The organism is Sphingomonas sp. CCH5-D11 (assembly GCF_001557395.1).
GTDB lineage: Bacteria > Pseudomonadota > Alphaproteobacteria > Sphingomonadales > Sphingomonadaceae > Sphingomonas.
This window is the reverse complement of record NZ_LSKH01000243.1, coordinates 1-12684: the sequence shown is the minus strand read 5'-3', so window position 1 is coordinate 12684 and position 12684 is coordinate 1. Positions and strand designations below refer to the sequence as shown.

The 12684-nt window shown below is 67.0% G+C and carries 15 protein-coding genes and 1 pseudogene; 8 read left to right on the top strand and 8 right to left on the bottom strand.

Annotated features, from left to right (window positions below):
- Window positions 1–66 precede the first annotated feature (66 nt).
- Window positions 67–810 carry a YebC/PmpR family DNA-binding transcriptional regulator gene (locus AX702_RS15075; protein ID WP_066780923.1) on the bottom strand — a complete coding sequence of 248 codons (744 nt, stop codon included), beginning with the start codon at window positions 808–810 and terminating at the stop codon, window positions 67–69.
- A 77-nt stretch (window positions 811–887) separates the two neighbouring features.
- Between AX702_RS15075 and AX702_RS15070 the strand changes: the two genes are divergently transcribed.
- On the top strand, window positions 888–2345 hold the full coding sequence (locus AX702_RS15070) for an ATP-binding protein (protein ID WP_066780918.1): 1458 nt from the start codon (window positions 888–890) through the stop codon (window positions 2343–2345).
- Window positions 2346–2388: 43 nt separating this feature from the next.
- On the opposite strand, the gene AX702_RS15065 is transcribed toward AX702_RS15070, so the two are convergent.
- From AX702_RS15065 to AX702_RS15050, 4 genes are all read right to left on the bottom strand, one after another.
- The gene (locus tag AX702_RS15065; protein WP_066780917.1) at window positions 2389–2811 is read right to left on the bottom strand and encodes a hypothetical protein; all 423 of its coding nucleotides are present in this window, start codon (window positions 2809–2811) and stop codon (window positions 2389–2391) included.
- Window positions 2812–2855: 44 nt separating this feature from the next.
- Window positions 2856–3122, bottom strand: coding sequence for a DUF2312 domain-containing protein (locus AX702_RS15060; protein WP_066780916.1), 267 nt, complete (start codon window positions 3120–3122; stop codon window positions 2856–2858).
- 116 nt (window positions 3123–3238) lie between these two features.
- Window positions 3239–4564: a metal-dependent hydrolase family protein gene (locus AX702_RS15055; RefSeq protein ID WP_066780914.1), complete on the bottom strand. Its 1326-nt coding sequence runs from the start codon at window positions 4562–4564 to the stop codon at window positions 3239–3241.
- Window positions 4565–4667: 103 nt separating this feature from the next.
- On the bottom strand, window positions 4668–4961 hold the full coding sequence (locus tag AX702_RS15050; RefSeq protein WP_066780921.1) for a DUF1244 domain-containing protein: 294 nt from the start codon (window positions 4959–4961) through the stop codon (window positions 4668–4670).
- A gap of 72 nt (window positions 4962–5033) precedes the next feature.
- Here AX702_RS15050 and pyk point away from each other — a divergent pair, with 72 nt between their 5' ends.
- The gene (gene pyk / locus AX702_RS15045; protein WP_066780919.1) at window positions 5034–6488 is read left to right on the top strand and encodes a pyruvate kinase; all 1455 of its coding nucleotides are present in this window, start codon (window positions 5034–5036) and stop codon (window positions 6486–6488) included.
- 39 nt (window positions 6489–6527) lie between these two features.
- On the opposite strand, the gene AX702_RS15040 is transcribed toward pyk, so the two are convergent.
- Window positions 6528–7139 carry an HAD family hydrolase gene (locus AX702_RS15040; protein ID WP_066780913.1) on the bottom strand — a complete coding sequence of 204 codons (612 nt, stop codon included), beginning with the start codon at window positions 7137–7139 and terminating at the stop codon, window positions 6528–6530.
- Between the two features lie 5 nt (window positions 7140–7144).
- Window positions 7145–7270 (bottom strand): type B 50S ribosomal protein L36, encoded by a 126-nt coding sequence (gene ykgO, locus AX702_RS15035; RefSeq protein ID WP_003046794.1) that lies wholly within the window; start codon window positions 7268–7270, stop codon window positions 7145–7147.
- A 132-nt stretch (window positions 7271–7402) separates the two neighbouring features.
- Here ykgO and AX702_RS15030 point away from each other — a divergent pair, with 132 nt between their 5' ends.
- From AX702_RS15030 to AX702_RS15020, 3 genes are read left to right on the top strand one after another with little or no spacing between them, the layout of a single operon-like run.
- On the top strand, window positions 7403–8005 hold the full coding sequence (locus AX702_RS15030) for a DUF4136 domain-containing protein (protein ID WP_066780912.1): 603 nt from the start codon (window positions 7403–7405) through the stop codon (window positions 8003–8005).
- The gene (locus AX702_RS15025; RefSeq protein WP_066780910.1) at window positions 8002–9129 is read left to right on the top strand and encodes a M14 family metallopeptidase; all 1128 of its coding nucleotides are present in this window, start codon (window positions 8002–8004) and stop codon (window positions 9127–9129) included. Before AX702_RS15030 ends, AX702_RS15025 begins: the two co-directional genes overlap by 4 nt.
- Entirely contained in the window at window positions 9129–9584 is a 456-nt protein-coding gene (locus AX702_RS15020) for a GNAT family N-acetyltransferase (RefSeq protein ID WP_066780908.1), read from the top strand. Before AX702_RS15025 ends, AX702_RS15020 begins: the two co-directional genes overlap by 1 nt.
- A 19-nt stretch (window positions 9585–9603) precedes the next feature.
- On the opposite strand, the gene AX702_RS15015 is transcribed toward AX702_RS15020, so the two are convergent.
- The gene (locus tag AX702_RS15015) at window positions 9604–9987 is read right to left on the bottom strand and encodes a PRC-barrel domain-containing protein (protein ID WP_066780906.1); all 384 of its coding nucleotides are present in this window, start codon (window positions 9985–9987) and stop codon (window positions 9604–9606) included.
- Window positions 9988–10356: 369 nt separating this feature from the next.
- On the opposite strand from AX702_RS15015, the gene AX702_RS15010 reads away from it, so the two are divergent.
- The 3 genes and pseudogenes from AX702_RS15010 to AX702_RS15000 all read left to right on the top strand — a co-directional run.
- The gene (locus AX702_RS15010; protein ID WP_066780904.1) at window positions 10357–11241 is read left to right on the top strand and encodes a dienelactone hydrolase family protein; all 885 of its coding nucleotides are present in this window, start codon (window positions 10357–10359) and stop codon (window positions 11239–11241) included.
- Between the two features lie 46 nt (window positions 11242–11287).
- Complete coding sequence (locus AX702_RS15005; RefSeq protein WP_066780902.1) at window positions 11288–11902, top strand: glutathione S-transferase family protein; 615 nt, start codon at window positions 11288–11290, stop codon at window positions 11900–11902.
- A 348-nt stretch (window positions 11903–12250) separates the two neighbouring features.
- Window positions 12251–12684: pseudogene (locus AX702_RS15000) on the top strand (energy transducer TonB); the annotation flags it as partial.

Below are 12684 nucleotides of genomic sequence, written 5' to 3'. Positions count from 1 at the left end.
GTTCACGTTCGCTCGTCACTGCCCCACCCAACCCTTCCCTGAAGGATAGGAGCTTTTAGCCCGAGGTTACCCCAGCTTCGCCATCACCTCGTCCGACACTTCGTAATTGCCCCACACCTGCTGGACGTCGTCGTCATCGTCCAGCGCATCGATCAGCTTGAACAGCGTCGCCGCGTCGCTCTCGTCCACCGCGACCATCGTCTGCGGCCGCCAGGCGAGCTTTGCGCTTTCCGCCTCGCCCAGCACCGGCTCCAGCGCCTTGGCAACTTCGTGGAGGTCGGCCTGCGCGGTCCAGATCTCGTGCCCGTCCTCGCTCGACGTCACGTCCTCGGCACCCGCCTCCAGCGCGGCCTCGAACACCTTCTCGCTGTCACCGACGCTCGCCGGATAGTTGATCAGCCCCAGTCGATCGAAGCCATGACTGACCGATCCGGATGCGCCCAGATTGCCGCCGTTCTTGCTCACCGCGGTGCGCACGTTGGTGGCGGTGCGGTTGCGATTGTCGCTCAGCGCCTCGATGATCAGGCTCACGCCGCCGGGGCCAAAGCCCTCGTAGCGGATTTCCTCATAATTCTCCGCGTCGCCCCGGCTCGCCTTGTCGATCGCGCGCTGGATATTGTCCTTGGGCATTGACTGCGCCTTGGCGGCGTTCACCGCCGCGCGCAGGCGCGGGTTCATGTCGGGATCGGGAAGCCCCATCTTCGCCGCGACGGTGATTTCGCGGCTCAGCTTCGAGAACATGCCCGAACGCTTCTTATCCTGCGCACCCTTGCGGTGCATGATGTTCTTGAATTTGGAATGACCTGCCATGCGCGCGGCCATACGCGCGCGGCCCCCGCTTCATCAAGCCTTGCGCCGACTCCCGCACATCGGCCAAACGCGGCCGCATGACGATAGCCGTGGACATGGGCGCCGATACCTCGGGCGCGCCGGTCCTGATCGACCTTGAGGAACTGCTCGCCACCCGATTGCTCGTGCAGGGCAATTCGGGCTCGGGAAAATCGCATCTGCTGCGCCGCCTGCTGGAGCGCTCGGCCGGGCAGGTGCAACAGGTGGTGATCGATCCGGAGGGTGACTTCGTTACGCTCGGCCCGGCGTACGGCCATGTCGTGGTCGAGGCGACCGACTATTCGGAGCGCGAGATCGCGCGAATCGCCGGCCGGCTGCGCGAGCACCGGGCCTCGGTGGTGCTCAGCCTCGAGGGGCTGGAGGCGGAGGGGCAGATGCGCTGCGCCGCCACCTTCCTTTCGGCGATGTTCGATGCCCCACGCGAACATTGGTATCCCGCGCTGGTCGTGGTGGACGAGGCGCAGCTGTTCGCGCCGACGACGGGCGGCGAAGTGGCGGAGGACGTGCGCCGTGCCTCGTTGTCGGCCATGACCAACCTCATGTGCCGCGGCCGAAAGCGAGGCCTCGCCGGCGTCATCGCGACGCAGCGGCTGGCGAAGCTCGCCAAGAATGTCGCGGCCGAGGCTTCGAACTTCCTGATGGGCCGCACCTTTCTCGACATCGACATGGCGCGCGCCGCCGATCTGCTCGGCATGGAGCGCCGCCAGGCGGAAACGATCCGCGATCTCCCGCGCGGCACGTTCCTGGCGCTCGGCCCCGCGGTCTGCCGGCGCCCGCAGACGGTAAAGATCGGCGCGGTCGAGACCAGCGCGCGCTCCGGCAGCCCCAAGCTCACGCCGCTCCCCTCCGCGCCGCCGGCCGATCTTCAGGACCTGATCTTCGCCGCGCCCGAGCCGGAGGCCGCGCCGCAGCTGCCGATGGCCTTCGAGGCCCGCCCGCGCCGCGTGCCGGCGGAGGAGCTCATCTCGGAAATGGCCCGGCCAGCCCCGCTCCCGCCCGAGCCCGAGCGATCGGATGAAGAGGTGTCCACGATCATTGCCGACGTGCTGCGCGCGATCGTCGAGGATCCCGAATCCGCCGGCCGCCCGGCGTCCGTGCTGTTCCAGGACTTTCAGGTCCGCTGCCGGATGCAGGGTCTGTCGCGTTCGGGCATCGAACTCGGCGATTTCACCCGCCGGCTGTCGTCGGCCCGCGCCGGCATCTTCGACACCGCCGATCCCGAATGGGCCGAGGCGGTCGCTTTGGCGGGCGCGCTGCCCGACGAGATGGTCGGCCCGTTCCTGCTCGTTGCCAAGGCCGCCAAGGAGGGTGCGCCCTGCCCTAGCGATGCCGCGTTGGCGGAAACCTACGGCACGTCCTCGCTCGGCCGCGTACGGCGCCTGATGGGCTATATCGAAAGCCGCGACCTGATCGTCACGCGCACCGATCTGTCGGGCAAGCGGTCGATCACCATTGCGCGGCTCGGCTGGACCACGGCAGCGGCTGAGGCGACCTGACGCCTCTCCCGCTGCGACCTCGCCGGACGAAGTGCGATGAGGGTCAGCGATCCTCGCAGCGGATGCGGTTCTTCGCCATGCTCACCTCCGCCGCCTCTCCGGGGAGGATCTCGGTGCTGGCGGTCTGGTCGCGAACGGCCATCTCGAACACCGCTGGTCCGGTCAGGGCGCAGGCGAGGCGATTGGCCTGCATGGCGCAGGCAGTGCCGTAGCGCGCCGGATCGCCGATGTCGCCGCTGGCCGGTGGCTTCATCATCATGGTGACCATTGCCGACCCGCCGAACAGCGCCACGCCCAGCCCCTTGAGCGCACGCGCCTCATAGGCCGGCTTGCCGCTGGCCGATTTCACCGGTTTCATGTCGAACTGGGCGGCCATGCGGCTGCAGAAACTGCCGGGCGCGACCTCATCGGCGTGCGCGGCCGCAGTCGGCAGGAGCAGGAGAGCGAGCGGGAGAAGAAGCTTCATGCGACCTGCCGTAAGGCGGAATTGTTACAGTTGCGGATCGATGCTCACAGCATCCCCAGCGCCTGCATGTACGTCTCGAGGATCATTTCCTCTTCCTGATATTCTTCCCGCTTCTTCTTGCGGATCGACATGATCTTGCGGATCGCCTTGGGATCGTATCCGCGCGACTTCGCTTCGGCCATCACGTCCTTGATGTCGTCGGCGATGCCCTTCTTCTCTTCTTCCAGGCGCTCGGCGCGTTCGATCAGCAGGCGCAGTTCCTCTGCCGCCACCTGACCGCCACCCATGCCCTCGCCGCGTTCCTCAGCCATCGTTTCAACCCCAAATGTGAAGCACCGCCCGACTCAGCTGCGAGGAGGGCGGCGCGGTTACTGGAAAATCAGTTGCGGCGGCGGCTCCTATGGGAAGCTGCCGGAGCGATCAAACCTTATTCGGCGAGCGGCTTGGCCACCGCGCCCTTGTGCATCACGAAGCGCACCCGCTCGAGCTGGCGCACATCGGCGAGCGGTGAGGAATCCACCGCGATGATGTCCGCCGTCTTGCCCGGTTCGATCGTGCCGATCGCATTGCCCTGCCCCAGCACCTCGGCCGCCGTTACCGTGGCGATCCGGATCGCCTCGGCCGGCGTCATGCCCACCTTTTCCACCAGCAACGCGAATTCCTGCCCATTGTCGCCATGTTTGGAAACGCCGCTGTCGGTGCCGAAGGCGAATTTCACGCCCGCCTTATAGGCCTTGCGATGGCTTTCCTGCATGGCGGCCGCAGCAGCCTCCGCCTTGGGCAGCACCGCCGGCGGCAGCATGCCCGCGCGCGCCTGCGCAACCGCGGCGACTGGCGCGATCTCGGTCGGCACCAGATAGGCGCCCGTCTTCTTGAACATCGCGATGGTCTCGTCGTCGATGAAGCTGCCATGCTCGATCGTGTCGACACCCGCCGTCAGCGCGGCCTTGGTCCCTTCCGCGGCATGGCTGTGCGCGGCCACCTTGCGGCCCAGCCCGTGTGCCGTGTCGACGATCGCCTTCATCTCCTCCGGCGTGAAGGCGCGGCCCAGCCCGCCCGACACGTTGGACAGGACGCCGCCGGTCGCGGTGATCTTGATCACCTGCGCGCCCAGGCCAACCTGCCGCCGCGTCGCGCGCACGCAATCCGCCGGCCCGTCGCAGGTATTGTCCACCGTCTGCGCCACGGCATGGGCATAAGGCTCCGCCAGGCCGTTCAGTGGATCGCCATGCCCGCCCGTGACGGAGATTGCCGTGCCCGCATTCACGATCGTCGGGCCCATCACATCGCCGCGCTCCACCGCGTCGCGCAATGCCCGGATGCTGCGCGGCTCGCCGCCAAGGTCGCGCACGGTGGTGAATCCGGCGTTCAGCGTCGCCTTCGCATTGCCCGCGCCGTACAGCACGTCATCCGCCACCTCGGTGTTCAGCGCGGTCAGGCGCGCCCGCATCGGGTCGCCGCCGATGCCCAGCAGATGGACGTGCAGGTCAATCAGCCCCGGCAGGACGAACTTGTCGTTCAGCGCCACCAGCTCCGCGCCGGCTTCCGGCGGCACGAAGCCGTCGCGCACCTCGGCGATCTTGCCATCGCGCACGATAATCGTGCTGTTGCCGCGCGGCGCCTGCCCCGGTCGGTCGAGCAGCGCGCCGGCGTGAATATAGGTGACGGCAGCCGCGGTGGCTGCCGGTGCCGTCTGTGCAAGAGCAGGCGTGGCCGCCGCCATCATCGCTGCAGCCAGGATTGTCTTCTTCATCGCCTGCCCCCCGTGATCGCGCCGGCGACGTTCGCCGCGCTTTTTCGTTGCAGCAGGTGAGTAGAAGATGGGCCGCACCCAGGACAAGCGGCCCGACAGGAAATCAGCGCGCGTTTTTCGCGACACTTTCCTCCATGCGCCTCAGCTGCTCGGGAGTCGCCTCGCCCTGATGCTCCGCCTTCCACTCGGCATAGGGCATGCCGTAGATCGCCTTGCGCGCCGCATCCTTCGGCACGCCGCCCGCTTCGCTCACCCAATCGGACAGGCAGTTGCGGCAGAACCCAGCCAGCCCCATCAAATCGACGTTCTGCGCGTCGGTCCGGTGCCGCAGGTGGTGCACCAGTCGGCGGAATGCAGCAGCCGCCGTCGCGTCGTCGATCGCATCGATCGGGTCCATCATCGTCTCCAGAGGTTGATCACTGGCAGATAGGCAGTAGGCGTGCGCGGGCAAAGCGAGGAAACCGATTACATGGCACGAGCGATCACCCCCCGCAGCCGCAAGGTGCGCGTGCTCGCCACATTGGGCCCGGCCAGCAGCACGCCGGATATGATCACCCGGCTGTTCGAGGCAGGCGCCGATGCGTTTCGCATCAACATGAGCCACGGCGACCAGGCGTCGAAGGTCGCGGTCATCCAGGCGATCCGGGCGCTGGAGAAGAGCCACGGCCGCCCCACCACCATTCTGGCGGATCTTCAGGGCCCCAAGCTTCGCGTCGGGCGCTTCGCCGAAGGGCGGATTCAGCTCGCCCATGGCGCCACCTTCGTGCTTGATCGCGATCCCGCGCCGGGCGATGCGACCCGTGTCGAACTGCCGCACCGTGAGATCTTCGAGGCGATCACGCCGGGCGCCCGGCTGCTGCTGGACGATGGCAAGCTGGTCCTGCGCGTCACCGAGCATGAGGCGGACCGGATCGTCACCATTGTCGAGGTTGGCGGACCACTCAGCAACAACAAGGGGCTGAACGTGCCCGACGTGGTGGTGCCCATGGCGGCGCTCACCGACAAAGACCGTTCCGACCTCGCCTTCGCCATCGAGGCGGGCGTCGACTGGATCGCGCTGTCCTTCGTGCAACGTCCGGAGGATCTGGCCGAAGCGCGCAAGCTCATCGGCGGCAAGGCGGCCTTGCTCGCGAAGATCGAAAAACCCGCCGCGATCGACCGGCTGGAGGAGATCGTGGAGATGTGCGACGGCGTCATGGTTGCGCGCGGCGATCTTGGCGTGGAGCTGCCGCCGCAGACGGTGCCCCCGTTGCAGAAGCGGATCGTGGAAACGTCGCGCCGGCTCGGCCGTCCGGTGGTGGTCGCGACCCAGATGCTCGAATCGATGATCAAGTCTCCCTCGCCCACCCGCGCGGAGGTCTCGGATGTCGCCACTGCCGTTTACGACGGGGCGGATGCGATCATGCTGTCGGCCGAGAGCGCGGCAGGGGATTGGCCGATCGAATCGGTGGCGATGATGAACGCCATCGGCGAATCGGTGGAGCGTGATCCGATGTACGAGGATCGCGTCCGCTTCACCGTCACCCGCCCCGATCCCACGACCGCAGACGCGCTGGCGGAAGCAGCCAAGAACATCGCAGCAACCATCTCCGCCAAGGCGATCATCTGCTTCACGACGTCCGGCTCCACCGCGCGCCGCGTCGCGCGGGAGCGCCCGTCGGTACCGCTGCTGGTGCTGACGCCGAAGCTTTCCACCGCGCGTCGCCTGGGGCTTCTATGGGGCACCCATGCCGTGCACACGCGCGATGTCGATTCCTTTGAGGAGATGGTCGCCAAGGCGAAGCGCATGGCCCTGCGTCAGGGCGTGGTGAAGGCGGGCGACCGGGTGATCATCATGGCCGGCATCCCCTTCCGCACGCCGGGCGCCACCAACGTGCTTCACGTGGTCGGCATCATCGGCGATGAACTGAAGGGCTTCGGCTGATCATGAGGGGGGCCGCCCGCGACGCGCGGCGCGCCCCCTTCAGCCCAGCAGGCCGAATCGGGTGAGGTCGGCGCGCAGCGTCGCGGCGTCGCTGAACGGCACGGCGTGCATCCCCACCTTTTGTGCGCCGGCCACATTGTCGTGCCGGTCGTCGATGAACAGCGCCTCGTGCGGCTGCAACCCGAATCGCTCAAGCGCCAGGCGGTAAATGGCGGCCTCCGGCTTTACCAGTCGCTCCGCCCCGGACACCACGATGTCGCGGAACCGGTCGAACATCGCCGCTTCCTGCGTGCGGAACGGCACGAAGAATTCATCGCTGAAATTGGTGATCGCGAACAGCGGTACGCCGGCCTCGTCCAGCTCGGCCACCAGTTCGGGCATGCCCGTCACCGGCCCTGGAATCTGTTCCGAGAACCGTGGGCCCCATTGGGCGATCAGGTCCGCATGCTGCGGAAAGCGTGCGCAAAGCTCCGCCGACGTCTCCGCGAAGGGACGGCCGGCGTCATGCTGGAAATGCCACTCCTTGGAGCAGACATCGCGCAGGAATACGTCCAGCGCCTCATCATCGGTGATGAGGCGCCGGTAGAGGACCCGAGGGTCCCAATCGTACAGGACGTTGCCGATGTCGAAGACAACGGCAATCGGCCGCATCAAGATCAGCCCTGGCGGGCCTTGAAACGACGGTTCGTCTTGTTGATGACATAGGTCCGGCCGCGACGACGGATGACGCGGTTGTCGCGGTGGCGGTCCTTGAGCGACTTGAGGCTGTTGCGGATCTTCATGGCGGATTCGCTTCTACTTTTATGCGTGATCGGAAAGGGTGCGCGCCTAGTGGCAGGGCTCTTGCAAGTCAAGACGGAGCCGCCAACAGAGACAAGCGTTGAATCACCGTAACGAACGCTGGGAGATAAGTCATGGGCCGCTTTTTGATCGTCGTCGGCTTGGCGGCGGCGCTTGCGGGCTGCGCCACCGGGCCATCGCGCTTCCCGGTGCAGACCACGCGCTATCACTTCAACGCCATGACGGATCGCGGCACGATCGCGGTCGAACCGCTGACCGGCACCGGCACCGCAAGCCTTGAATACAAGACTTATGCCGCCGCGGTTCAGACGGAATTGCTGCGGCTTGGCTACACCAACCCGGCGCCCGGCGCCGCGCCCGATTTCCTCGCAACCGTTTCCTTCAGCCGCGCGACCCGGCCGCTGCCGCAGCGCCGCTCGCCCGTGTCGATCGGCGTTGGCGGCGGCGGGTTCAGCGGCGGCGGTGGCGGCGGCGGTGTCGGGCTTGGCGGCGGGGTCAGCTTCCCCGTCGGCGGATCGGGCGCCGGCGCCGGCGTCGTCACCGAACTGTCCGTCCGCATCCGCAAGGGTGCCGATGCCGTGTGGGAAGGTCAGGCCCAGTCGCTGACCGATCTCAGCGCCCCCGATGCGGATACCGGCGCGGTCGCCGCCCGACTCGCCCGCGCACTGTTCAACGGCTTTCCCGGGGAGAGCGGTCGCACTATCGAGGTGCCATGAATCTCAGCATCAACGCCGCCTTTGACAGCGGCAACATCCGCCTGATCTCGATCGAGGGAGACCGTGTCGATCTGGAGATCGTCAAGGATCACCAATCCGATTTCTACCAATGGTTCTATTTCCGGGTGGCCGGCGTCGCGGGGCGCCGACTGACGTTCCGCATCCTGAACGCCGGCGGCTCGGCCTATCCGTTCGGCTGGCCCGGCTATCGCACCCGTGCGTCGACCGATCGCAAGGCCTGGCGCACCGTGGAGACGCGCTACGCCGATGGCGTGCTGGAATTCGACTGGCAGGGTGACGCCGCCGCCGTTGGTGACGCGCAAATCGTCTGGTTCGCCTATTTCGCGCCGTACACCATGGAGCAGCATGCCGATCTGGTCGCGCGGATCGCCGCGCGGCCCGGCGTGCGCCATCGCGAGCTCGGCACCACGCTCGACGGGCAGGCGATCGACTGTTTCGACATCGGCAACGGCCCCAAATCGGTCTGGCTCTACGCGCGCCAGCATCCGGGCGAATCCATGGCCGAATGGTGGATGGAAGGCGCGCTCGACTGGCTCACCAGCACCGCCGCCGCTTCGTTGCTCCAGGCCGCAACCGTCCATGTGGTGCCCAACATGAACCCGGATGGCACGCGCCGGGGCCATTTGCGCACCAATGCCGCCGGCGTGAACCTCAACCGCGAATGGCACAGTCCAACGCCCGATCGCAGCCCGGAGGTGCTCCACGTCCGCAATGCGATGGATGAAACCGGTGTCGCCTTCGCCATGGACGTTCATGGCGACGAGGCGATCGCCGCGAACTTCATTGCCGGCTTCGAAGGCGTCCCATCCTGGACGGAGAAGCGTGGCAGCCTCTTCGTTGAATTCGGCCGCCGGCTCGCCGCGCACACGCCCGATTTCCAGACGGAACTTGGCTATGAAAAGTCGCAGCCCGGCCGAGCGAACCTGTCCATGTCCACCAACCAGCTGGCCGAGCGGTTCGGCGCGGTCAGCGTGACCTTGGAAATGCCATTCAAGGACCATGATGCGAATCCCGATGCGGCCTTTGCCTGGTCGCCGGAGCGGTCCGCGAAGCTCGGCGTCGCCTGCCTGGAAGTGCTCAGCGAGATGATCGGGGACCTGTGATGGAATTGCGCGAGGGCGGTCTCGATGATCCACGGGTGATCGCCCTCGTCGCGCATCACCAGGCGGAGGCGCGCGCGACCACGCCGCAGGACAATGCCCATGCGATGAGCACGGAGGGCCTGCGCCGGGCCGACATCAGCTTCTGGTGCGCATGGGAGGGGGAGGAGCTACTCGGCATCGGCGCGCTGCGCGAGCTGTCGCCCGATCATGGTGAGGTAAAGTCCATGCGGACGGCGCCCGGCCATCTGCGCCGCGGGGTCGCGCGTCAGATCCTGGCGCAGCTCGTCTCGCTTGCCCGCACGCGTGGCTATCGCCGGGTCAGTCTGGAAACCGGCACCGCGCCGGTGTTCGAGCCGGCCAACCGGATGTACGAAGCGGCGGGCTTCGTCGATGGCCCCGTGTTCGGCGGCTATCCCGAAAGCCCGCACAACCGCTTCATGACGCTCACCCTGTAGCGCGGCGCATCACGCGGCATCAAAGATACTCGTCCCAGTGCCGGTACACCGGTTCCTTGGATAATTGCGGCCGGTCCGCCTCGTCCAGGGTCATATACGGTGCGGCCTCGATGTCCTCCCGCGTCAGTTCCAGGTAAAAGCCGCGCAGATCCGGCGCATAGGTCAGCATCGACCAGGGCAAGGGATAGGCGCGCGAGCCGAAGCCCAGGAACCCGCCGAAGGTAAGCACCGCATGTTCCACCTGCCCGCTGTGCTTGTCGATCATCAGCGAGTGGATGGAGCCGATCTTCTCGGCCCGTCGATCATAGACCGGCGTTCCCTCGATCCGGTTGGATGAAATCAGCCGGTGCGCCTCGTCGGCGGCCGTCTGGTTTCTCATTGTCGCAGTGTTCATCTGTGTCATGGCAAGCCTCCATGTGCCCCCCACAACCTGTCTGCCGACGGTCCACCTTTGGCGGATTTTCGCCGTGATTCCTTATGCCTCATTTCCGCCGCTGGCGCCACTGTCGCGACTGGTCGCTACTGCCTTCCGCAGCGGCCGAAGTCTGATTCACCTTCCCTGAACCACGTCCCCTGAAACACCTCCCCGACGAAGGCTGGCGAACAGTTGGCAAGGCGAGGGTGAGAGCCGCTAAGCCAGCGGTGTCGCTCCAGCTGGGCCTCGGCCGGCCCTTCGGAAAGCGGATCGGCCGGCTGGGTCGAACGCTAGCCGCGCGGGAATGCACGCACTAGCCTCCCGCCCGATGCCCTTGGGGCGACTCGGGAGAGACAGGTGACCGATCCCTCGCTGCGCGACCGCGCCGTTCAGCTCTATGACGCCTTCACCCATGACCATCGCGATCGGCGGACCTTGCTTCGCCAGATGACGGCGCTGGCCGGCTCAGTGGTGGCGGCGGAGGCGTTGATCGCCGGTATCGCCGCCTCCCCCGCCGCTGCGGCGATCGTCGATCCGGCGGACAAGCGCCTGGATGCCGGGATGCGCAGCGGCACGGCGGCGGGCCAGCCGTCGCGCGCCTATTACGCCGCGCCGAAGGGGAAGGAAGCGGCCGCGGCGCGGCTCGGGGCCGTCCTCGTCATTCATGAAAACCGCGGCCTCACCCCGCATATTCAGGATGTCGCGCGCCGCATCGCGCTTGCCGGCTTTCTGGCGATCGCGCCCGATCTGCTCGCCCCGCAGGGCGGCACGCCAACCGACGAGGACAAGGCGCGCGAGCTGATCAACGCGGTCAACTATGATCTCGCACTCGCCCAGGCGCGTGCCTTTGCGGATGAGGCGCGGGGGATGTCACGCGCCTCGGGCAAGGTCGGCGTCGTCGGCTTCTGCTGGGGCGGCGCCTTTGTGAACCGCATGGCGGTGGCCGGCGGTATCGACGCCGGCGTCTCTTATTATGGCCCCGCGCCCGCGCCGTCGGAGGCGGCAAAGGTAGGCGTGCCGCTGATGCTGCATTATGCCGGCACCGACACGCGTGTCGCCCAGACGGGCGAGCCCTGGGTGGCCGCGCTGAAGGCAGCCGGAAAGCCGGTGGAGGCGTTCACCTATTCCGGCGTCGACCACGCCTTCAACAACGACACCTCCGCCGCGCGCTACAACAAGCCCGCCGCCGATCTCGCCTGGGAACGCACCACCACCTTCCTCCACCGTCACCTCGACGCGTGAGGCTGAACTTCGCTGAAATCCTCCGCAACATCTCGGGAGAGGCACGATGAGCGACTTGATCTTCTACACGAACCCCATGTCCCGCGGCCGGATCGTGCGCTGGATGCTGGAGGAAGTCGGCGAGCCCTATGACACTCGGCTGGTCGACTGGACGGCCAAGCCTGATGATTTCCTCGCCGCCAATCCAATGGCTAAGGTGCCCACCATCATCCACCGCGGGCAAGTGGTAACCGAGGCCGGCGCGATCATCACCTATCTCGCCGAAACTTTCCCCGCGGCGGGTCTCGCCCCGAACGCGGAGGAATGCGCGTCCTTTTATCGCTGGATGTTCTTTGCCGCGGGCCCGCTGGAGGCGGCCACCACCGATCGCGCACTCGGCGTCACGCCCACCGCCGAACAGCAGGGCATGGTCGGCTATGGCACCCTCGACCGGGTCGTGGACGCGCTGAAAGGCGCTGTAACCGCAAGCACCTATATCGCCGGCGAGCGATTCACCGCCGCGGACGTCTATGTTGGCAGCCATATCGCCTGGGGTCTGCAGTTCGGCGCGTTTCCTGCCTCGGACGAATTCGATCGCTACCTCGCCCGCATCATGGATCGCCCCGCTGCCATCCGCGCCCGCGAGATCGACGACGCGTTGATTTCCGGCAACGGCAGCTGAAGCTCCATAGAACCGCTTCGCCTGAGGCGAGAGCCTTGGGAAACGCCTTTCGTCATGCCGGCTTCCACTAAGCCGCAAACTCTTAAGCTGTTGAGTTCCGCGGAACAGTGGATCCCGACCCAAGCCGGAATGACGCGACTTAGTGAGCAGCCAGGATTTCGCTGAGGCCTCGCTGTAGCCGGAGCCTACCAACACCGGCCGTAGTGAGCTTGTCGAAGAACGTGCCCCGAACACGACCGATCCGGCAGCGCTCACGACGAACCCAGCGCTCACGACAAACAAGGCAAGGCGATCGCCCCGCCAACGCCCACCAGCACCCCTTCACGGCTCCCGTGCGTTTAGCCGCACATGGCCTATGCTGCGACGATCCGCCCCCGCTGGACGCGCGAGCGTGCGCTCGCGGCGCTGGCAGCGATCGTGGTCCAGGCGCTGCTCGGCTATGCGCTCATCACCGGACTCACCGTGTCATTTCCCCGCACCGTGGAGAAGACACTGACGCTCTTCTCCGCAGAGCCGCCGCCCCCACCCGCGCCGCCGCGCACCATACCCGAGCCGCAGGCCGCCAAGAGCCGCGCGGAGGGCCGCGCCTCGGCCCGCAACATCCGCAGCCGCGCGACTGCGGTGGCCGCGCCGGAGCCGATCGTGGTCACGCCGCCGCCGCCCCCGCCCGTGATCGCCGCGCCGAAGCCCTATGTCGCCCATGACCCCACATCGGGTTCTGCGCCGGTACGCGGCCCCGGTACGGGCGCCGGCGGGGTTGGCGACGGCTTCGGCAGCGGCGG